The sequence below is a fragment of the Saprospiraceae bacterium genome (assembly GCA_016710235.1).
Classification (GTDB): domain Bacteria; phylum Bacteroidota; class Bacteroidia; order Chitinophagales; family Saprospiraceae; genus Vicinibacter.
The window spans coordinates 1,134,556-1,156,503 of record JADJLG010000001.1; the positions used below are offsets into that span (position 1 = coordinate 1,134,556).

A 21,948-nucleotide genomic window follows, 5' to 3' on the forward strand; every position below is an offset into this window, starting at 1 on the left:
TAAAAACGCTACTTTTTGATATAAAATATATATTCTGTAGCAAAAAGCGATGGAAATTTTTTTAATTCAACGCATTTTTGATAATAAGGAAATTTTAGGATGGACATTTGCTTAGTAGAGGTTTTTTTTAAAAATAAATATAAGCTTTTACCTTCCTTATCAGTTTTTTGGAGAGCGCGATAAACTAAATTCTTATAATTCTTGATAGAAATAATCAAAACACTATCTGTTAATTGAATGATTTTATGGAATAATTTTTCTTTATCTGATGAAGAAAGATGATCCATGACACCAAGGCAAAGTACTATATCAAATTTTTTTTCAACTGTATATGCCAGTATATCCTCATGAATAAAATTTTCTTTATCAGATTGTGGAGAATATTGGTCTATTCCTGTGTACCTGACATCACGCTGATTTAACATTGATTTTAGAATCATTTCTCCGCATCCGACGTCCAAAATACTTTTGGGTTTTGATGAATTAATCCATTCCAGGATCAGGCAAAGTCTATTGCGATAGTATTCGATATTACGCAGATAAACTTTTTTTTGATTTGTGACAGACACAGGAATGATATTATTCTATTTCGTTTGGTGGCTAATTAAAATTACTTATTGATATTTTCCTCAATTGCAACAGATGAATTATCCTGATTTGAGTGGATGAGAATTTCTGTCACTATGTTACGATAGCAATCCAGAACTTTCGCAATACTAAAGTGATCTTCTACCAGGCTTCTTCCGGAAAGGCCCATTTTATTTACATCTACATCACTCATATTGTATAGACGAACCATGGCTTCTGCCAAAGAAAAACTGTCCTTAGGTGGAACAATTAAACCATTGATCTCATGCTCGACCAGGTCTCGGCATCCTGGGACATCCGTTGTGATTACAGGTTTAGCCATTGACATCGCCTCCAGGAGGGATTTGGGTTTGCCTTCTCTATAAGATGGTAAGACCAATACATTGCATTGTGCAATAATGGGTCGAATATCTTTTTCAGCGCCTAGATATTTTATGTATCTTTTTTCTACCCAATCCAAAAGATCGGTTTTGCTTATGGTGTTAGGATTCTCTTCGTTCAATTGGCCTACCACCCAAAACTCCGCTCGTTTCAGGAATGCTCTACATTGTATGCTTGCTTGAATGAATTCTTCAAGCCCCTTGTCTTTCAATAATCTGCCAGCAAAAAGAAAACAAAATTTATCCTTGTTGATTATATTAAATGATGGGTGAAAATAATTGGTATTAACACCTGAGCCGGGCACTACCTTACCCTGGGTGTTTGAAGTGATATTTAATTTTTGGAACAACAAATTATCTTCATCATTATGGAAGAGTACACGTTTGTTTTTCCGTAGAGCAAATCGATATAGTAATGTAAAGAAAGTTGAAAGCTTTTCTCGTTTTAAAAATGAAAAGCCAAGGCCGGTTATTGTACTCACGCAAGGAATTTTTAAAAACCTGGCTGCGATAGACCCATACAGATTTGGCTTGATTGTAAAATGTAAAATAATATCGGGTTTCTCCTTGCGATAGATGTGATAGAGTTCCCAGAAACACCGCCATTCTTCTAAGGGAGATTGACTTTGAGAATTTAAATGATGAAGAGGGATATGTTTAGTAAAATAGGAACCATTTAAGTAATGAATATACTCGTCAATCGGAGCAATTACAATAACTTTGCAGGATTCAGCTTTAAACATCCTGATAAGATCTTGTCTAAAGTTGTAAATGTTCCAGGTAGAATTGGCGACGATTGCTATTTTTTTATTTTCAAGCATAACTCATCATTATTTTTACAATTCTATTTGCTGCATTTCCGTCCCACAATTCAGGAATTATCCCTGTAATTGAATTTCCGCTTAGACATTTTTGAGCAGCTTCAATCGCTGTATCAACTTCCAGATCATCCAGCAATTGGTTCGTTCCTTTTTCTATAGTGATTGGACGCTCAGTAGATTTTCTAAAAGTCAAACAAGGAACTTTAAGATAAGTTGATTCCTCTTGTACACCACCTGAATCCGTCATGATCAATTTACTATGGTGCATTAAATGTATAAACTCTAGGTATCCTAAAGGTTCGGTAATATGTATATTTTGATTAGATTGAATTTTATGCAATAAATCAAAGTGTTGGAGATTCTTTTTTGTTCTCGGATGCATCGGAAATACAATCGGAATATCTTTGCTCAATCTATCCAGGATTTTGATGATTTTCTCCAATCCTTCGCGGCTGTCTACATTGCCGGGACGATGCATAGTGACCAAAATATAATTTTGAGGTACGACTCCAAGAGTCAGTAGAATATTTGACTTCTCTATCTTGGGTAAATAATAGATCAGAGAATCTATCATACAGTTCCCTGTAAAGTAAATTTTGGCATCATCTACATTTTCATTCAACAGATTATTTCTAGCTGAAGATTCAGTGAGAAATAATAGGTCAGAAATTTGGTCAGTTAGTATTCTGTTAATTTCTTCCGGCATTGTTCTGTCAAAACTTCTCAATCCTGCTTCTACGTGTGCGACTTTGAAGTTATTTCTCTTAGCAGTCAGCGCACAAGCAAACGTGGAAGTCACATCACCAACTACGACAACAAAGTCAGGTTTTTCTTGCAATAATATAGGTTCAAATTTAGTCATCATTTCAGCAGTCATTTGAGAATGAGTTCCCGAACCGACACCTAAATAATAGTCAGGTTCAGGAAGTTCTAACTGCTGAAAAAAAATATCACTCATCTGTTGATCAAAATGCTGACCTGTGTGCACAATTTTGGAAATGGCGTTTTTCTCGTTGCTAAAAGCCCGATGCAATGGAGCCACTTTCATAAAATTGGGCCTTGCGCCTACTATTTGTAATATTTTGATCAAAGGAGGTTTATTTTACATTTCCGTAATTCGAATTCTTGTATTTTGTTCCAGGGATTTTTTAATTGCAAAGGTAACTTCAGTACTATGGATAACATCTTGATAATATTGATGATTGAAAAATGGAGAGTTTTCCTTAGTCAATTCCGAAAATTGAATTCTATAGCCTTTGTCCATTTGATTCAGAAATTGGAATGGGCTGCTGCTTCCATTTATCGAAAATGTTTTAAAATTATCGATTTGGTAAACCTTTCCTTTGTCAAATACCTGAAGCTGTTCTTTGGGATATTTTTTTGACCCATTCGAAAAATATTGGATGGAAGCAATAGCGCCGTTTAGATATTTTAATTGAATTGATAAAATATCACTCAAAGAATTATTATTTCCTTGATTTACTGCATTGACTTCTACTACTTTTGATTGTGTAAAATAATTGCATAGATCGACAAAATGACAAACTTCACCGATTAGTCTACCGCCTCCTTGTTCAGGATCTTGTATCCAATGAGAAGGATCAATGAAACCGGCGTTGATGAGATAATTGATAGCTACCCCTGACCGATCATTTCCCAACAAACGGTTCATTTTGGACGAATGCGGAGAAAATCTTCTATTGAAGCCCACAATTACTTCAGCTCCAAGGCTTATTTTATTTTTAATTTCTGCCAGGTCGTTTTCGTTTGTACAAAGAGGTTTTTCTACAAAAACTCTTTTTCCTGAATTGATAGCGTCAAGAACAGTAGGACCATGAGCTGCGTGACGATTACAAATTATTACTGTATTTATTTCTTGATCAGAAAGGATTAATTCATTTTTCGTGCTTATGTTATTTATACCGTATTTTCTGGCCGTTTTCGCTGAGGTATTTTGTTTCGATACCAGGGATTTTACTACTGCTCCGTTTTTCTTCAGCTGAGGAAAAATAACAGCTGTAGCAAAATTACCAGAGCCGATCACACCAAATGTTTGATTTCTAGAGTTTGTATTTTTTGGTAAATGTGTTTGCAGCTGTATGGCAGATGAAAAAGAATGATTTGTGGAATGATATTTTATCAGGTTTCCCCATTTTAATTCATCCAGTTTGGAGTAAAAATTTTCTATTACATCATCAAATTCCGATTGTCTGTATAAAAGATGTTTTGTGGATATTTTTCCATTTGACATCAGTTGAAGTACCGCTTCAATATTTCGGGATTCTGTCCATCTCACAAATCCAATCGGATAATCTACGCCTTGTTCTTCGTAAACAGGGTCATACCGACCAGGACCGTAACTACAGGCAACTTGAAAACGAAGTTCTTTTTTATAAAAGAGATCTCGATCCAATTCATTGGATACGACCCCAACCAAAACGATTCTACCTCTTTTTCTACAGATTTCCGCAGCATAATTTGTCAATGGCGCTGCAGCGGAAGCGGTAATGATAACTGCGTCAGCCCCAATGCCACCGAAGACATGCTGAAACATATCGCTGCCGGATATTTTACCAGAGTGATAGGTGGTAATGCCAAGTAAATTTGCTTTTTCCAAGGCATTTTCATTATTGTCCATTCCAATCACTTCGCAGCCATTGGCCTGGAGTATTTGGCAGGTTAATATTCCGATTAAGCCAAGACCTATTACCACAATTTTTTCGCCCAATTCTACTTGGAGCAGACGAACTCCTTGTAGACCGATAGCTGCAATTATAGCAAAGGCAGCTGTATCATCGTCGACATTGTCTGGAATTTTACAACATAAATGTTTAGAAGCTAAGGCATATTCTGCGTGATATCCATTACTTACAACTCTGTCTCCCTTGGAAAGATGATGTACAGCTGAGCCAAGTTCTTCTACTATACCAACATTGGAATATCCTAGTGCAATGGGTTGGTCCAGTTTGTTCTGGACTGTTTCAAGTGTTGAAAACAGGCCTTCATTTTTAATTTTTTGGAAAACTTGTTGCAGTTTATCCGGCTGTTGTTGAGCTTTTTGTAAAGCGGAAGACCTACCAAATTGGATCAGCATTTTTTCAGTACCTGGAGATACCAAACTACAGGTAGATTTGATCAGTACCTGCTGCGCAGAAGGATGGGGCACAGGCAAGGTTTCGAGGTATGTGGTGCCGTCTTTCAGGCTTTGCATTAAAATTCTCAAAAGCAATGATTTTATAATGCAGCAAACGGATGGAAATCTCCGATTAATCCAACTGGCGCTGCATTGCGAATTTGAAAAACCGTTTCTATCGACCTACGAGAAGACTCCAGGTCAAAACCCTGACCACTGAGGATGTGTTGGTAGGAAATCGTATGCAGATCGCCAAATCCTTCACTGAACTCAAACTCTTCTTTGTTTATAAGCATTCTCCTGTATGTCTTTTTATTGGCTAAAACCACTTCCTGGGGCAAAGTCGTTTCATTGATGCTAAGAAAATAACGCACCCGTGCTCGATCATATTCCAGGAAGCCAGCCACCCGATCTGCTTGTTGGACATGGACAATATTTTGTTTGACTTCACCAAATAACCATCCCAGCATATCGTAAAAATGAACGCCAATATTAGTGGCGACACCTCCGGATTTTTGGACATCTCCTTTCCAGGACGTGTGATACCATTTTCCTCTAGAAGTGATATACACCAAATCTACATCGTACGATTGAGAAGGATTTGCTTCAATTTTGTTTTTTAATTCTTTTACAGCAGGATGCAGACGCAGTTGAAGTATTGTATTGACTTTTTTTCCAGTTTCTAGTTCTATTTCTTGAAGCGCATCGATATTCCAGGGGTTGAGGACTAGGGGTTTTTCGCAGATGACAGCAGCGCCTAACCTAAGCCCAAAACGAATGTGGGAATCGTGCAAATAATTTGGTGAGCAAATACTCAAATAGTCAATTCCCTCTTTTTTTCTTTTGAGTTTTTCCAGATGTCTGTCAAATCGTTCGAATTCAGTAAAGAAATCTGCTTCAGGGAAATAGCTATCCATGATCCCAACTGAATCATTTTTATCGAGAGCTGCAACCAAAATATTTTTGGTTTCTTTAATTGCTTTCATATGTCGAGGAGCGATATATCCTCCGGCCCCGATTAGTGCAAATCTTTTCATGTGTTTAATTTTGTAACTACACCTGATTTCAGTTGATATTTTGCTCCGGACTCCGGACATAGTGCCAATCCATTTGTGTCAAACTCAAGCTTGTGGCCGTATTCGCTCATCCATCCAGTTTGTCTTGCCGGATTACCAACGACCAGCGCATAAGCAGGCACCGATTTTGTCACCACGGCTCCGGCCCCGATAAAGGCAAATTCACCGATATCATTACCACAAACGATGGTTGCGTTTGCGCCTATTGAGGCTCCTTTTTTGACAGTAGTTTTAGCGTACTGATCTCTTCGAATCACAGCACTTCTGGGATTGATGACATTTGTAAAAACCATCGAAGGACCAAGAAAGACATCATCTTCACAAATCACTCCCGTGTAAATAGAGACATTGTTTTGAACTTTGACATTATTGCCTAAAACAACGCCCGGAGAAATCACCACATTTTGGCCTATATTACATTTATCACCAATAATGCTATCCGGCATAATATGACTAAAGTGCCATATTTTTGAACCTTCACCAATGGTGCAGCCACTATCGATTACTGCGGTTTCATGAGCAAAATATATGGATGACACAATATTTATTTTGATTGATAAAATTCCAATATTTTTCGAATGATAATGTCCTGCATTTCGTGAGTCATTTCGGTATGCATTGGTAGAGAAATCACTTCGTTGCACAACAACTCTGTAACCGGTAGTTTGGTGACTTTACCTCTGTATGGAACGAATGCTTTTTGATCATACAGCGGAACGGGGTAATAAATAGCACAAGGTATATTGTTTAAGTCCAAATATTCCTTCAAAGCATCCCTCGTTCCATTGGTAATTCTCAGGGTGTATTGATGGAATACGTGGGTGGAATGAGAGTTTCTAAAAGGTGCGATGATAAAAGGCAGATCTTTCCAAGCGGAATCATAGTAGTCGGCTGCTTGTCGGCGTGCCAAAGCATAGGCATCCAGATGTTTCAATTTAATATCCAATACAGCAGCTTGAATACTATCCAGCCTGGAATTTACACCGACTACATCGTGATAATATCTTTTGCTTTGGCCATGATTTGCGATCATGGTTATTTTATCAGCGAGCGCTTCATCATTTGTAAATATGGCCCCGCCATCTCCGTAACAACCTAGATTTTTGGAAGGAAAAAAGGACGTGCAACCGATATGAGCTATAGTGCCGGATTTTCTTATTTGACCATTTGAATATGTATAATCTGATCCGATTGCCTGAGCATTGTCCTCAACCACCCACAAATGATGTTCATTTGCTATTTGCATGATTTCTTCCATTTGGCAACATTGTCCAAAAAGATGAACAGGAACAATTGCTTTTGTTTTTGGGCCGATAGCTCTTTTGATTTCTTCCAGATTGAGATTGAAATCATCGGGATTTACATCAACCATAATCGGTGTCAGGCCCAGTAAAGCAATCACTTCTGCTGTAGCCACATATGTAAATGCAGGCACAATGATTTCATCTCCGGCTTTTAGATCCAAAGCCATGAAGGCAATCTGAAGAGCATCTGTTCCATTTGCACATGGTATTACATATTTAGATTGTAGATAAAGTTCAAGATTTTCTTCAAAAGACTTTACAGCAGCTCCGTTAATAAAAGAAGTGGTATTGATTACTTCCTGAATAGCTTTATCTACTTCCGGTTTGATCTTGGAATATTGACTTGCGAGGTCAACCATCTGTAATTTCATGTTTGTCATATCAATTCTGAATAATTGTTTGTCTTCCTATGCTGGAATAATAGAATCCAAGCTGTTTCATTTTCTCAGGTTCATATAAATTACGACCGTCAAAAATGACTTTTTGTTTCATTTTCTCGGAAATTGTTCCAAAATCAGGTGATCTGAAAAGGCTCCATTCTGTAACGATAGCCAAGGCGTCTGCATTATGAGCGGCTTCATACATATCTTCAGCATATTCTAATTGATCGCCGAAAATGTCTTTTACATTTTGGTTTGCCTCGGGATCGAATACGCTGATTTTTACATTTTTTGAGAGTAGATCTACTATCAATTCAATAGCCGGCGCTTCCCTGATATCATCCGTGTTGGGCTTAAATGACAAGCCCCAAATTGCAATTTTTTTATTTGACAAATCAGAATTAAAGTATTTGTTGATTTTTTCGAACAACTTTTTTTTCTGTCTGCCATTGACATGCATTACGGATTGTAAAATATCAAAATGATATCCACTATTTGTCGCGGTGAAGTCTAGTGCTTTTACATCTTTTGGAAAGCAACTTCCGCCATATCCTACACCTGGAAACAAAAATCTTTTGCCGATGCGGTTGTCACTACCCATGCCTATTCGTACGTTGTCAACATTAGCTCCCGTGAGCTCGCACAGGTTTGCAATTTCATTCATAAAACTGATACGAGTAGCCAGGTATGCATTGGCTGCATATTTTGTTAATTCAGCACTTCTCCAATCCATGCTGTATATGGGATTGCCTTGACGAACAAAGGGTTCGTACAAGTCAATCATAATTTGCTTTGCCTGATCAGACATAGCGCCTATTACAACCCTATCCGGCTTGAGGAAGTCTTCGACTGCGGCTCCTTCTCTTAAAAACTCAGGATTGGATACAACATCAAAAAGTTTGCGATCCAATTTTGAAGCCAAAATAGCGTCTACTTTTTCTGCTGTACCTACAGGCACTGTACTTTTATTGACAATGACTTTATGCTGATCAATGAATTCCGCAAGTTGAGAAGCAACGCCTAATACGTATTTTAGATCTGCTGACCCATCCTGCCCGGGAGGAGTAGGCAAGGCTAAAAAAATGATCTGACTGTTTTGGACTGCCGCTTTGAGATCCGCCGAGAAGGAAAGTCGTTTTTGTTTGCAGTTTCTTTCAAATATCAATTCCAGTCCCGGTTCAAAAATGGGTATTTCTCCCCTTTGTAACTGTGCTAATTTTTGTTCATTGTTGTCAACACAAATTACATGGTTGCCCGTTTCTGCAAAACAGGTTCCAGTGACTAAACCTACATAACCCGTACCAACAACTGCAACATTCATGTTTTAAAAATTTCAGGATTTCTTTTCTATTAATTATAACCTCCAATATGTCAAATCTGACTTTGAAGGCTTTTCAAAAATTCCTTTGAGATCTATTAATACAGGATCTTTTGTCATGATAGCTCTGTAATCTTCCAAAGTATCCGATTTGAAATCGTCATGTGCGACTGCAATGATGATACTATCATATAAAGTATCTACATGATCGATAATATGAATACCGTATTCTTTGAACACTTCTTCTGAGTCTGCTTTTGGATCTTGTATATCAACACTTATCGAATAATCATTCAGTTCGTTGTACAAATCAGCTACTTTTGAATTGCGGATATCGGAAACATTTTCTTTAAAAGTAATTCCTTTGATAAGAACTTTGCAACTGCTTGGATTTTTTCCTTTGGCAATCAGCATTTGAGTGAGTTTTTTGGCGATGTAAGCCGGCATATTGTCATTGATTCTTCTGCCGCTGAGAATAACCTCAGGATCATAACCCAATTCTTTGGATTTGTGCAATAAATAATAAGGATCGACGCCAATACAATGTCCTCCAACAAGTCCTGGTTCAAATTTCAAAAAATTCCATTTCGTTCCAGCTGCGGCAAGAACTTCTCGGGTGTCGATACCCATTTTATCAAAAATGATAGACAACTCATTCATGAAAGAAATATTCAAATCCCTTTGAGTGTTTTCAATCACCTTTGCTGCTTCAGCAACTTTGATTGAAGAAGCCTCATATACTCCAGCTTGGATTATTGTACCGTATACCTGTGCGATTTCATTTAATGATTCCGGATCGCTTCCGGAAACGATTTTCAATATTGTTTCGACCGACCTTTGTTTGTCTCCCGGATTTATTCTTTCCGGAGAGTAACCGATTTTAAAATCTACATTTACTTTCAGCCCTGAATTTTTTTCTAAAATGGGAAGACAATCTTCTTCTGTACAGCCCGGATATACAGTGGATTCGTAAATTACATAATCACCTTTTTTGAGAGCAGAGGCAATTGAAGCGGAGGCGCGCAAGACAGGATTCAAATCCGGGATTTTGTGTTCATCCACAGGGGTAGGAACAGCTACAACAAAAAAATGAGCTTCTTTAAGTTTTGCGGCATCAGAAGTAAATGAAATATCTCTGCCGTCAAAATCTTCACTGAGCAATTCCTTTGATGGATCAACTTTTTGATTCATCATCTGAACTCGTGAAGCATTTGTATCAAATCCAATCACCCGAAATTTTTTTGCAAAAGACAAGGCTAAGGGCAATCCGACATAACCCAATCCTATTACAGCAATATTTTTTTTCTTTTCAATTAAATCTTTGTACATCATTTATTCTTAACTGTTATCTGTCAAGCTTCCGACATTTTTTGTTGATAAAACGTCAATGCGATCACTGTGAGTATCGCTAAAAAAGAGCAGGCGAAAATACACAGGATTATGTTTTTAATAGAGAAATATTGTTTCACCTCTAAGGGAAGCATAGGAGGATCTATAGCCTGTATATATGGAGTAACATTTTCTAATGAAAAAGAGGCGAGCTCTAAATTTTTTACGGTTTCGCCATAGATGAGTAGGAGCATTCTGATATCCCTGTCCAAGATTGTTTTGGGGACCTCTTCCGTTTGTAACCAAGTACCTCGGTAACTGTCCTTTAATCCCGCCAAACCGTATTCTTTTCTCACCATCAGATTTTTAAGAGAATCCGTTTTCATTTTGAGACCCAGGTATGTTTCACGTTGTTTTTCAATGGTTTTGTCGACATAAAACTGGCTTAGCTCCGAAAACATGGTTTTGCACAATTGATATGCGAGCTCTTCATTCGGAGACTGAATGCTTATTTTCATGATCCCAGTCTTGTCAGAAGAACCGGTTTGTACCATCGCTGAAAAATTTTTGTGCAAGCGCTTAAAAGCTTCGCTCTCCAATCGGGAAAACTGTGCCACATCGGAACTTTTGAAAAGGAAACCTTTGAATTTATTTTTCTTGCCGATGATCGGATCAGGAGACCATTTGTTTTTGAGGTCAAGCTCGCGGATCAAATGATTTGCGAGGAAATCATCTTTTTGGTCTACTACAGCTTTTGTAAAGAAGATGCTTTGGGCAATGCGCATTGTCTTTGAAAGCTCCAAAATTTTCTGGAGGTTAGCTTGTTCTTCAGAAGCTCCCAGAAATCCGCTAAATTGGCCAAGAAGAGCGGAGATTCCTCCGAAACCACCTTGAGTGTCATTGATCATGAAGCTGACTTCAGCTTCGTACCATTTGTGATTTTTAATACCAAGAAGTGTAAATATTCCAAAACCAAGTAAAACAAACAGCGCGATCCATTTCCAAGCTTTTAAAATAGCACGAATGTAAACTTTGATGGACAGGACCAGTCCTTTAAAGCTCAACTCTTCTTCCTGGTATGTCTGTTTTTCCGGCATAAGATAAGATCTCAAAATTCACATGTAAAATTAGTTTAATTTATAATTTCTTCATCTCTTTTGTAATATAAAATCCCTCTCAGCCATTTTTCAAATTCTCCTTAAGACGTTAAAAACTAATAAAAAGTACAAAAAGGTATTTGGAGAACGCAATGCAGGTCGTTTTTTAATATGTTATGCACTTATTAATGCACAATGCCTTAAATTGCAGCAAAAAAAGAACGACATGCGAAAATTTTATCTGGTAACAATGATACTTTTCTCTTCTTTTATTTGGTTAAAAGCTCAGAATTGGTCTTTGGAGGCAACGGTGTCCTTGAGGGTACTTGTAAAAGAAAACCCGGCATCCATTACGCTACGCTGGGATTATTACCCAAATGCAACCAGATATTTTGTCTATAGGAAAACAAAAGAAGCAAAGTCTTGGGGTAGTTTTATCGCCAATTATCCGTCTGATTCTCTCAGTTTTACCGATAGAAATGTCGAAGTTGGCAAAACCTATGAATATCGCGTCAGCCGAACTTCCAGCAGCATTACGGCTAATGGATATGTTCTAGCAGGGATCAAATATGTACCACCAATATACAAGCCGAAAATCGCTGTATTTGTGGAAAGCAAATTTTCGACTGTACTTAAAAACGAAATTAATCAACTTGTTGATGACCTCGAAAACGAGAACTGGACAGTACTGGTGAGGGATATCCCAAATGCTATTGACGTGAAAGGAACTAAGGCCCTGATCACAGGTCTTGTCAAACTTCACCCCAGCCTTAAGACGATCTTGCTTTTAGGTCACATTGATGTACCATATTCCGGAAATTCCGCTTACGATGGACATCCAGATCATCAGGGAGCTTGGCCGGCAGATTCATATTATGCAGATATTGACGGAATTTGGACGGATACAGCTGTAAACAATACAGTAGCCTCCAGAGCCGAGAATAAAAATATCCCAAATGATGGGAAATTTGATAATTCTAGCATCCCTTCAGACCTTGAATTGGAAATTGGAAGGGTGGATTTCTCAAATTTACCTGTTTTTGGTGTATCAGACACGGTCATGATGAAGCGCTATCTCAATAAAAACCATCTCTATCGTACCGGGCAAATAAGGTCCATGCGCCGTGCGATGGTTCAGGACAATTTTAACTTCCAGAATGAAGGCTTTGGCCAATCCGGTTACCAGAGCTTTATTCCATTATTTAATTCTGACAACGTATTTTCGGGAGCATTCAGAGATAGTCTCCTGACCGGATCTTACCTGTGCTCATTTGGAGCAGGTGGCGGTAATTATGAGGGAGCAGCTGGAATTTCAAGTAGTGGTTTGATGGCAACAGATTCCTTACAAACCGTCTTTACATTTTTATTTGGATCTTATTTTGGGGACTGGGATATTCAGAATGCTTTTATGCGCAGTGCATTGGGTAGCGGTACAGTATTGACTACTGCCTGGGCGGGAAGGCCTGCCATGCACTTGCACCAGATGTCTATGGGAGATCATATCGGAAGTAGTATGTTGATTACCAGTAATAATGTTGGCATTTATACCGCAGGGCTCGTAGGAGCTAGAGGGACACATATTGCTTTGATGGGAGATCCTACACTGGTATTGTTTCCGATCAAACCGCCTTCTAGCCTGTCGATCAATAAATTTGGACATTTGGTCAATCTTGACTGGTCCACTTCCTCTGATGCCACGGAAGGTTACGTCGTTTACCGCAAAAAAGCCACAGACACGATTTATTCCCAAATAGCGATAGTTGATACCAATTATTTTCAGGATAAATGCCTCACAAAAGATATATTGTATGAATACATGGTAAAAGCACGTAAGCTCGAAAAAAATGCCAGCGGATCTTTTTACAATGTTTCCCCGGGAGTGAAGGACGACGTATTGAGCACGATAGACTATTTTGTTCAGTCAGATTTTGAACTCACCAATGACCATGAATTTGCAATCGTGCGCAACAATGTAACAAAGGAGTCAAGTTTGGAATGGGTGTTAAATCAAAGAGTGGTTGGTAGCGATACATTACAACAAATAGCTATGCCGTGCAGGGATGGCAAGGCGACGATATGTCAGGTCACTACAGGGTATTGCAACGTTGACACATTGTGCAAGACGCTGAACTATGCTTGTTCGATCCCGACCCTTGTATCGCATAGAATAACTAATGTCAAATGTGCAGGAGATCCTCCAGCCTCGATATTTTTGGACAGCATAGCGGGGGCGGCGACATTCAAATTTTTGTGGAATACCGGTGCGACAACTAGAGACCTTATCAATGTACCTGATGGTAGTTATGATGTCACCGTCAGATCCCGTCTCAATACTTCAGACAAGTTTACTTTTCAGGTAAAGCACCCGACTGAAGTCCAGTTTAGTGTAAGTGTGACAGATGCGAAACCAGGTCAAAATGGCTCTGTCAACATACAAGCTTCTGGCGGGACACCACCATATAAAATTACCTTAGATCCACAGAGGCCACTCAATGATCTTCCTGTCGGGAATTATGTGGCTATTGTAACAGATGCCAATGGCTGTATTAAAATGCAGAGCTTTGAAGTGAAATTGAATACTGCAACTTTTGATTTATCAAAAAATGAGGTTAATATCTATCCTCAACCAACAGCAGATTTTTTGATCGTCAAATCAAATCATCCGATACAGCAGGTTCGTATAGTAAACCTTGAAGGCAAGGAGTTGAGAAAGTCTAATTATCATCAAAATGAACTAAAAATGGAGGTCAAAGATCTTACATCGGGGTGGTATGTAGTCCACATTCTGAGTGGTCAGAAATGGACACAGCGTAAGTTTGAGAAGATCTAAGTCAGAGTTTGGCTATTTCCAATGCAATTGCGACAACGAATCTTAGTGTGGGGATATATTTTGCTGTGGATGAGTTCATGCGCAGATCCGGTTTATGTACCGAAACCGCGGACCTTTCCAAGAATAAATTTTCCTGAAAAAAATTATCAAAATTTCAGCAATACAGATTGTCCTTTTGATTGCGAAATTCCTGCTTACTCCAGGGTGGTGAAGGACACACTTTTTTTTGATGAAAAACCATCGAATGAATGTTGGTTTACCCTGTACCTCGACAGTTTGGATGCGGGAATTTATTGCACCTACTCTCCGATTAAGTCCAAAGCAGACATGAGCAAATGTATCAACGATGCATTTCTTCTGGCGAGAAAACACCAAAGAGTAGCAAATTATTTGGATGAAATTCCATTTAGAAAATCTTCGTCCTTAAGTGGGATGTTATTTGATATGGAAGGGCATGCTGCCTCACCAGTGCAGTTTTATGTGACAGACAGTGCCAAGCATTTTCTTAGAGGATCATTGTACTTTCATACACAAACAAGACCGGACTCATTGGCTCCGCTTGCATTATTTTTAAAGGAAGATATTATCCACCTGATGAATACAATTCAATGGAAATAATCTACATCCAGATCATCTTCGGTACTCAGATCTTCAGACAATTGTTCGTTGTATTCCTGCGCAGCTTTGTTCAATTGACCGAAAGTAAAATCATCTGATCTCGTTGTCTCTATATACGTACCTCTAGATTTTTTGAACACTTGAACACCAAGATTAAATTGTTCCTGAAATTTAATTTCAAATTTTCCCACCTGTAGGTCAGCTTTGATTTCAGCATATGCACTTGCATTGCATTTGGAGATATCTTCGATTTTTACGTCCGTATTTCGAATCATGTTTTTGGCTAGATTTCCTCCATGAAATTCATGTGATTTGTTGAAAAATTCCAGTTTCAAATAGGGATACTGATGAGAGAATTGTCGTTTTAATTCTGACAAGGAAATTTTCGGTTGGATTATAATTTTATCCGGAATCATATTTTCAAATTAGATATTTATAATTTTTTTTTATTGAGAATGAGCATTGGTTGTTGACTGAAATGGATGAGATCCTGTGAGATGCTGTGTGTCCATTTTTCCCAAATTGAATGTTCTTGATTTGGTGATAGTATTACGAGATCAATATTTTGCTCTTTTGAGTATTCTTTGAGTGTTGTTGCAATGTGTTCGGATTTAAATTCTTTGTAGACAAAAGGAACGATTGGAATTCCATCGTGACACAAAATAGACAACACATTGTTTTTGAGTAAAGTGTTTTCGTTTACAAAAGCATTGATATGAATAAAGTGTAATTTGGATCCAAAGTGACGAATGAGATTTAAAACTGATTGTAATTTTCCCATTTGTATAGAATTGTGATCGGTGGCATATAATATGTTTTTAAATTGTGCCTCAAGAATGTGTTCTGGAATTATTAAAACAGGGCAAGTTGATTGCTCTGCGATTTTTGATCCAATGGAGCCAAGCACTCTATCCATGAGACTGTGCTTATCTCTCCTACCTAATATCATCATATCACAGTTGTTACTATCACAAAATGCCTGAATACAATCCTGATAGCTGCCCTTGAGGATGCTTGTATGTAATCCATTATTTGGATTTTTCAGGTCGGGAACCGTGTGCTGTGTCGCAAAGTCCTGTAGATCTTTCAGGGCAATTGCATCGTTCACATTTTGACCGCTTTTTTCAGGATTCAATATATGTATGAGATAAATTTCTGCCGGAGAATGTGCGGTCATTTGCTGTGCATAGTAATAGGCAGCTTTTGCACCATTTCCGAAGTCTACAGGGATGACTATTTTTTTTAACATTGGACGATTGAGGATTTTAAAGCGAGTTTTTTTAGTCTACATGTCTATGTAAAATCAAAAGTGGAAAATCGGCGTTGTATTCCAGATTTTTGCTTACACTTTCAGTAAGAAAAGAGCTGATTTTATTTTTTCCGCTATCCACAAGTATGATGAGGTCGATTTGGTTTTCTTTCACAAATCTCTCTATACCTTTTTCAGGGATTACATCATGGGTGATGTGGAACTTTTGGATCAGTGCAGGGTCAATATTTTTTGACACTTTACTGAATAAATTTTCTTTTGATAGTGCTTCAAAAGGCTCGTACTGACTTACATAGAGAAAACTAATATCTGCATTCAGCTGAGATGACCATTTGATGGCTTCAGACAGGTTCAATGTTTCTGAGGATTCATCTGTAAAAGTGTAGCAAATTTTGAGAGGTCTTGTATATTTTGATGGTGGAGGAACTAATAATACGGGAATATTTGCTTTGTGTGCTACATTGCGAGCTGTAGACCCGAATATTTTTTTAAGCAATGTATTTTTACCTGTATTGCCAAGTACGATTAAGTCTGCATGCGTACGATTAGCCTCCTGGAGGATCTCACTGACGACTTCTCCGATGACAACCCGATAAGAAATCATAGTGCTGTTGATTTCCGGATGTCCGTCCAGTAGTCGATCAACATGTGCTTTCAAAGTGCTACCCATAGCTTCGAGGTCTACCAGAGGAACATAGCTTGTGCTGCTCATCGGTTGTGGTAGAGTCAGCTGGGTCAAGCTTTCGACAATATAGACAATTTCTGCTTTGGCATTAAAGTCACGAACCAGCTGAAAAGCATAATTCATTGCCTCGGTTGCTGCCTCTGACAGGTCTGTGCCGATAAGTATTTTTTCTACTTTATCTCTTTTATGATGTACCGCGTTGTAGAGCTTTTTCTTGGTTTCTTCGTAGTGTTTTAATTCATGATGATAAATCGTGTATTTGTGAAACTGAATATGAGATTCTTTATTTTGCAAAGATTCCTGAATTTCAGATTTGGAGCGATTGACCACTATCATATAGTCCGAACCTTCAGATGTCATACAATCGTGAATCATATTGGTCAGATCTTTAGTTTCCTGATCATTTTTCGAATTGATTTCAAATTTTATCATAGCTAACATTTTTGGTCTAATGGAAATAATGCTTACATGGATGTACTAAAAATCCATTTAGAAAGAGTATAAATACCAATTCCCAATATAAGCAATAATACAATTTTTTTAAACATGCTTTGCGCTATTTTATCAACGAATTTTTTTCCGATCCAGGTTCCCACAATCCCTATCAAAAAAAGGATTGGCAAAAGATATAAATTTTGTCTGGTGATATATCCATTCCATAAGTAAACGGCGCTGCGGGTCAAATCAATGGCGAGGTCAATTGAAGCAGAAGTAGCAATGAATACGCTTTTCTCTAGATTCAGAGCAGTTAAGGTCAAGCCACGGATTGCTCCTCCGGTACCAATCAATCCGGCTAAAAATCCGCTCAAAGCACCGGAAGAAATCATGTTTTGTTGAGTAGGTTTGATTTGATTCAGATCAAACATGAAAAGTAAGCTGATCAGAATCAAAAATAAAGAAAGAAACATTTCAGCAATTCTCATATCAATGTATTTACTCAATATACCACCAATGGTGACAAAAATTACACTGGGGACAAGCATCTGCAAGCATAATTTTTTGTCAATTCCTTTTTTGAATAATGTGATTTTGGATAAATTGCTCACCACATGAAAAAGAGCAGTAATCCCCAAAACAGAATGTAAGTCAAAAAACTGATTTGCAAGCGGAACAAACAGCATTGAAGAACCAAATCCACCAATAGTTCCAATGATTTCAGCAAGTAATGCCAAAAGACTAAAAATCAATAAATCTGTGTTCATCCGGTGGTTCTCTAAAAGATTCTAAACAGCTAAAGCAAGTGCCATATGAAATCAATGACACTTGAAGTAATCAAAAGGCTCCAGGCATTCTTTGCAGCGATATAATGCCTTGCAAGCAGTAGATCCAAAAGAACTCACACACTCTGTATGGGAAGAGCTGCATCTAGGACAGACGACCTTATCGCCTAACTCCCCTAACAAATTTTGGATACGTCTGCTACTTAACGTGGTGGGTGGCGCGATCCCGTATTGTCTTAATTTTTCTTTAGAGTGGGGGCTGAGCCAGTCCGTGGTCCATGCCGGAGAAAGTACCGTTTCAATGTAAACAGCTTGTGAGAAATGGTCCTCCAATGCAAATTTTATTTCCGTTTCTATCAGGTGCATAGCCGGACAACCTGAATATGTTGGAGTGATTTTGATTTCAATCCCCCTACTCGATACTTGTGCATGTCGTACAATGCCCAGATCTACGATGGAAAGAACCGGAATTTCGGGATCGGGAATCGACTCCAGTACCGTGAATATTTCTTCGACTTGGTTCACTCTTTTCAGGTTATTCTACCACTCAAGACCCGGATATACCCTCTGCATATATTGTAATTCAGACAAGATGTGTCCGAGATGTTCAGAGTGTACACCTTTTTTGCCACCCGATTGCATCCAGCCTGCTTTGGGCTCAATCAGAGTAGCATGTTGCAAGGTCTGAGATACTCTGGTTTGCCAGTTTTGCTTGATAAGTTCTAAAGCCGGAATGATACCACCTTCAGTCAAAATGGATTCGTCTTCGGTCGCTTCAAACATTTCTCCTGTAAAGGCAAACATTTCATCAATCCCTTCCTGCATTCTGGCATGGCTTTCAGGTGTCCCATCTCCCAATCTAACAACCCATTCGCTGCTCCATCTGTAATGATAAGCCAGCTCTTTGACTGATTTTGCGGCGATTGCAGCCAACTTTTCATCTTTGCTTTCACACAAGGCTTCGTAAAAAGGCAGATGAAAAGCATCTAAAAAAAACTGCCTGGCGATGGTAACTCCAAAATGACCGTTCGGTTGTTCTGCAAGAAGCAAGTTCTTATACTCCATCACATTTCTCATATAAGCCATTTCATCTTCATCCTTGAATCGACTGTCGATCGTGCAAGCATACTGATAGAGTAGCCTTGCTCTGCCGATACAATCCAAGGCAATATTGGTCATGGCTATGTCTTGCTCTAACACGGGACCATGTCCGCACCACTCTCCTAGACGCTGACCATTGATCAGTGCTGTGTCTGCTTGGATGGTAAGAAAACTGTATAAACTCGATTGGTTTTTCATGATGATTACATGTGTTTTACTGCATCAGGTAAGTCGTAAAACGTAGGATGGCGATAGATTTTATCTTCCGCAGGTTCAAAGAACATATCCTGATCTTTGGGATCAGAGGCAGTGATATATTTGGACTCAACCACCCAAATACTAATTCCCTCATTGCGTCGAGTATAAACGTCTCTAGCGTTTTCGAGTGCCATGGCTGCATCTGCTGCATGAAGACTGCCTGCATGCTTGTGATCCAAACCATTGCGTGGTCGAATAAACACTTCGTATAATGGCCAGTTTTTCATTGTATAAAGGTTTTATTGTGGAGATTGCTGATTTCTTTCCTTTTGCTTCGCCGCATAAGCCATTGCTGCTTCACGTACCCAGGTACCGTTCTCGTGGGCTGCTACCCTGTCGCGCAGCCTTTGTTTGTTGCATGGGCCATTTCCTTTCACGACATTCCAAAACTCTTCCCAGTTGATTTTTCCGAAATCATGTGCATTTCTTTCCGGATTCCATTTGAGTTCCGGATCCGGAAGTGTCAGACCCAAAACTGCTGCCTGAGGTACAGTCATGTCGACAAATCTCTGCCTCAAATCATCGTTGCTTAGTCTTTTTATCTTCCACTTCATAGATTGAGCAGTATGAGGAGATTCCGAATCATTTGGCCCAAACATCATCAAGGAAGGCCACCACCAGCGGTTTACAGAGTCCTGAGCCATCTGTTTTTGTTCCGGAGAACCTTGGCACAATTTGAGTAAAATCTCAAATCCTTGCCTTTGGTGAAAGGACTCTTCTTTACAGATTCTGATCATCGCTCTCGAATAGGGGCCATAGGAGCAGCGGCAAAGCTGAACTTGATTCATGATAGCTGCACCATCAACCAACCAGCCAATAGAGCCAATATCAGCCCAAGTAAGGGCAGGATAGTTGAATATACTGGAATATTTAGCTTTCCCTGAATGCAGCTCAGCCAGCAAGTCTTCTCTTTCCACTCCAAGGGTTTCAGATGCACTGTACAGGTATAGTCCATGACCGGCTTCATCTTGAATTTTTGCAAGTAATATTGCTTTGCGCTTGAGAGACGGGGCTCTGGTGATCCAGTTCCCTTCAGGTAGCATACCCACGATTTCAGAATGAGCGTGCTGAGAGATCTGCCGAATTAATGTCTTCCTATATTCTTCAGGCATCCATTCCTTGGCTTCGATTTTGTCTTCAGCGTCGATTCGGGTTTGAAATCTGGCTTCAAGATCAGCCATTTGAAAACTGGTGATGGTTGTATGCATTGGCTAAACAATTTACAGGTAAAATTAATGCCTTTCCATATAAAAGACTACATTATCCTTTATTTTATTTTAAGCTATCTGAGCGCCATAATGTTTTGTAGAGCTGATAGAGCTTTTTAGGTCCAACATTCAGAATAAATGCAGAGAGCATAATGCTGTAGATCAAATTGATTTTAAAATAACCATGGCGGCGAATTTTTCTGTCAGAAATTGAAATACTGTGCGGTAAAATAGAAAATGGAGCTTGCTTTTTCAATCGACAGATGATATCATAATCCTCCATAACATCATATCTCTCATCAAATCCACCAATCTTATGAAAAAGTTTTTTTTCAACGAAACACGACTGATCTCCACCTCTAAACCAAAGCAAATTACTTTTGGTAAACCAATGGTTCAACTTTCGCATAACAGAATGTCCCTGAAATTCTGAAATAAAACAACCGCAGAGTTTGCTTTGTTGAATGGCGTTTTGGAGAATGGGCTCAAGAGCTTTTGGAGGCAAAGTATCTGCATGAAGAAAAAACAAAATTTCACCATTTGCCAAAGCGGCTCCTTTGTTCATTTGTCCTGCCCTTTGGGGCCTGGTTTCGATCCATACGCAGCCACCTGTATCTTTCACGATTGAGCTGGTGTTATCCTGACTTCCTCCATCAACTACAATTATTTCCGTCAAAGGGGAACAATTTTCTTTTAAATAACGAAGCGTGGTGCCCAGATATTTCTCTTCATTAAGCACGGGAATGACAATACTTAACCTCATGCCTTAATGGTAAACTTTTTTGTATTTCGGATTGGTCATCCAAATGCCCCAAAGAGAACTGTATGGATGGATATTTACAGTTGGCTGACCTTGTGAGTCCACAATTGTAAACCCGCGATTTGCCATTTCGAAAATTCCACCATATAAATTGTAAACATGATAAAATCCTTTTTTCTTAATTTTTTCTGCGACCTTTTCACTCCTATATCCAATACTGCAATAACAAATTATTTTTTTTTCACGAGAAATAGAATCTAATTGGCTCAAACTTAGATGATCATAACCCAAGTGTCTCGCATTTTTAATATGGCTTACATAGTATTCATCCTGTTCTCTCGTGTCGAGGATAATAAATTCATCCTGCTTGTTATTGAAATCCACACAGCTCAATTCCGGAACCGAATGTGACAGCATTTTCTGGAGCAATTTTGCAAACTTTGGATTTGTGATTCGGCTGTCTTGGGCAGACAATGGAGCCATAGACAGGCTCACTGTCAAAATGAGAAAAAGTGTTTTTAAGGTTTGTAAGATTGACTTTTTCTTTTCCATTTTCAAGTACAAATATAATT

General features: G+C 38.6%; 22 protein-coding genes. 2 read left to right on the plus strand and 20 right to left on the minus strand.

Features of this window, described 5'->3' with window-relative positions; all coding sequences use genetic code 11:
* Window positions 1-8 precede the first annotated feature (8 nt).
* Genes IPI99_04750 through IPI99_04795 form a run of 10 tightly spaced genes read right to left on the minus strand, consistent with a single transcriptional unit; the run spans window position 9 to window position 11,426 of the window.
* Window positions 9-569 (minus strand): class I SAM-dependent methyltransferase, encoded by a 561-nt coding sequence (locus IPI99_04750; GenBank protein ID MBK7339818.1) that lies wholly within the window; start codon window positions 567-569, stop codon window positions 9-11.
* 41 nt (window positions 570-610) lie between these two features.
* On the minus strand, window positions 611-1,789 hold the full coding sequence (locus tag IPI99_04755) for a glycosyltransferase family 4 protein (GenBank protein MBK7339819.1): 1,179 nt from the start codon (window positions 1,787-1,789) through the stop codon (window positions 611-613).
* Complete coding sequence (wecB, locus tag IPI99_04760; protein MBK7339820.1) at window positions 1,782-2,876, minus strand: UDP-N-acetylglucosamine 2-epimerase (non-hydrolyzing); 1,095 nt, start codon at window positions 2,874-2,876, stop codon at window positions 1,782-1,784. The genes IPI99_04755 and wecB overlap by 8 nt, the downstream gene beginning before the upstream one ends.
* Before the next feature lie 15 nt (window positions 2,877-2,891).
* The gene (locus IPI99_04765; GenBank protein MBK7339821.1) at window positions 2,892-5,012 is read right to left on the minus strand and encodes a bi-domain-containing oxidoreductase; all 2,121 of its coding nucleotides are present in this window, start codon (window positions 5,010-5,012) and stop codon (window positions 2,892-2,894) included.
* 11 nt (window positions 5,013-5,023) lie between these two features.
* Window positions 5,024-5,959 (minus strand): Gfo/Idh/MocA family oxidoreductase, encoded by a 936-nt coding sequence (locus IPI99_04770; GenBank protein ID MBK7339822.1) that lies wholly within the window; start codon window positions 5,957-5,959, stop codon window positions 5,024-5,026.
* The gene (locus IPI99_04775) at window positions 5,956-6,528 is read right to left on the minus strand and encodes an N-acetyltransferase (GenBank protein ID MBK7339823.1); all 573 of its coding nucleotides are present in this window, start codon (window positions 6,526-6,528) and stop codon (window positions 5,956-5,958) included. Before IPI99_04775 ends, IPI99_04770 begins: the two co-directional genes overlap by 4 nt.
* Window positions 6,529-6,542: 14 nt before the next feature.
* Entirely contained in the window at window positions 6,543-7,673 is a 1,131-nt protein-coding gene (locus IPI99_04780) for a DegT/DnrJ/EryC1/StrS family aminotransferase (GenBank protein ID MBK7339824.1), read from the minus strand.
* A gap of 10 nt (window positions 7,674-7,683) precedes the next feature.
* On the minus strand, window positions 7,684-9,003 hold the full coding sequence (locus IPI99_04785; GenBank protein ID MBK7339825.1) for a UDP-glucose/GDP-mannose dehydrogenase family protein: 1,320 nt from the start codon (window positions 9,001-9,003) through the stop codon (window positions 7,684-7,686).
* Window positions 9,004-9,036: 33 nt separating this feature from the next.
* On the minus strand, window positions 9,037-10,329 hold the full coding sequence (locus tag IPI99_04790; protein ID MBK7339826.1) for a nucleotide sugar dehydrogenase: 1,293 nt from the start codon (window positions 10,327-10,329) through the stop codon (window positions 9,037-9,039).
* A gap of 23 nt (window positions 10,330-10,352) precedes the next feature.
* Entirely contained in the window at window positions 10,353-11,426 is a 1,074-nt protein-coding gene (locus IPI99_04795) for a hypothetical protein (protein ID MBK7339827.1), read from the minus strand.
* A 226-nt stretch (window positions 11,427-11,652) separates the two neighbouring features.
* On the opposite strand from IPI99_04795, the gene IPI99_04800 reads away from it, so the two are divergent.
* Both IPI99_04800 and IPI99_04805 read left to right on the plus strand, forming a co-directional pair.
* Window positions 11,653-14,256, plus strand: a complete 2,604-nt coding sequence (locus tag IPI99_04800; GenBank protein ID MBK7339828.1) for a T9SS type A sorting domain-containing protein — start codon at window positions 11,653-11,655, stop codon at window positions 14,254-14,256.
* 21 nt (window positions 14,257-14,277) lie between these two features.
* Window positions 14,278-14,874 carry a hypothetical protein gene (locus tag IPI99_04805; GenBank protein MBK7339829.1) on the plus strand — a complete coding sequence of 199 codons (597 nt, stop codon included), beginning with the start codon at window positions 14,278-14,280 and terminating at the stop codon, window positions 14,872-14,874.
* Here the strand turns inward: IPI99_04805 and IPI99_04810 are convergent.
* The 10 genes from IPI99_04810 to IPI99_04855 form a co-directional block, all read right to left on the minus strand.
* Entirely contained in the window at window positions 14,862-15,251 is a 390-nt protein-coding gene (locus IPI99_04810; GenBank protein ID MBK7339830.1) for a hypothetical protein, read from the minus strand. The genes IPI99_04805 and IPI99_04810 overlap by 13 nt on opposite strands.
* Window positions 15,252-15,307: 56 nt before the next feature.
* Complete coding sequence (locus tag IPI99_04815; protein ID MBK7339831.1) at window positions 15,308-16,123, minus strand: universal stress protein; 816 nt, start codon at window positions 16,121-16,123, stop codon at window positions 15,308-15,310.
* Window positions 16,124-16,154: 31 nt separating this feature from the next.
* The gene (locus IPI99_04820) at window positions 16,155-17,261 is read right to left on the minus strand and encodes a universal stress protein (GenBank protein ID MBK7339832.1); all 1,107 of its coding nucleotides are present in this window, start codon (window positions 17,259-17,261) and stop codon (window positions 16,155-16,157) included.
* A gap of 32 nt (window positions 17,262-17,293) precedes the next feature.
* A complete protein-coding gene (locus tag IPI99_04825) occupies window positions 17,294-18,031 on the minus strand; it encodes a sulfite exporter TauE/SafE family protein (GenBank protein MBK7339833.1) in 738 nt (245 codons plus the stop codon).
* 51 nt (window positions 18,032-18,082) lie between these two features.
* Window positions 18,083-18,583, minus strand: a complete 501-nt coding sequence (paaJ, locus tag IPI99_04830) for a phenylacetate-CoA oxygenase subunit PaaJ (GenBank protein MBK7339834.1) — start codon at window positions 18,581-18,583, stop codon at window positions 18,083-18,085.
* Window positions 18,584-18,589: 6 nt separating this feature from the next.
* On the minus strand, window positions 18,590-19,348 hold the full coding sequence (gene paaC / locus IPI99_04835) for a phenylacetate-CoA oxygenase subunit PaaC (protein ID MBK7339835.1): 759 nt from the start codon (window positions 19,346-19,348) through the stop codon (window positions 18,590-18,592).
* Window positions 19,349-19,353: 5 nt separating this feature from the next.
* Window positions 19,354-19,635, minus strand: coding sequence for a 1,2-phenylacetyl-CoA epoxidase subunit B (paaB, locus tag IPI99_04840; protein MBK7339836.1), 282 nt, complete (start codon window positions 19,633-19,635; stop codon window positions 19,354-19,356).
* Window positions 19,636-19,647: 12 nt separating this feature from the next.
* Entirely contained in the window at window positions 19,648-20,616 is a 969-nt protein-coding gene (paaA, locus tag IPI99_04845; GenBank protein ID MBK7339837.1) for a 1,2-phenylacetyl-CoA epoxidase subunit A, read from the minus strand.
* A gap of 64 nt (window positions 20,617-20,680) precedes the next feature.
* The gene (locus IPI99_04850; protein ID MBK7339838.1) at window positions 20,681-21,379 is read right to left on the minus strand and encodes a TIGR04283 family arsenosugar biosynthesis glycosyltransferase; all 699 of its coding nucleotides are present in this window, start codon (window positions 21,377-21,379) and stop codon (window positions 20,681-20,683) included.
* 3 nt (window positions 21,380-21,382) lie between these two features.
* Window positions 21,383-21,928 (minus strand): rhodanese-like domain-containing protein, encoded by a 546-nt coding sequence (locus IPI99_04855; GenBank protein MBK7339839.1) that lies wholly within the window; start codon window positions 21,926-21,928, stop codon window positions 21,383-21,385.
* Window positions 21,929-21,948 lie beyond the last annotated feature (20 nt).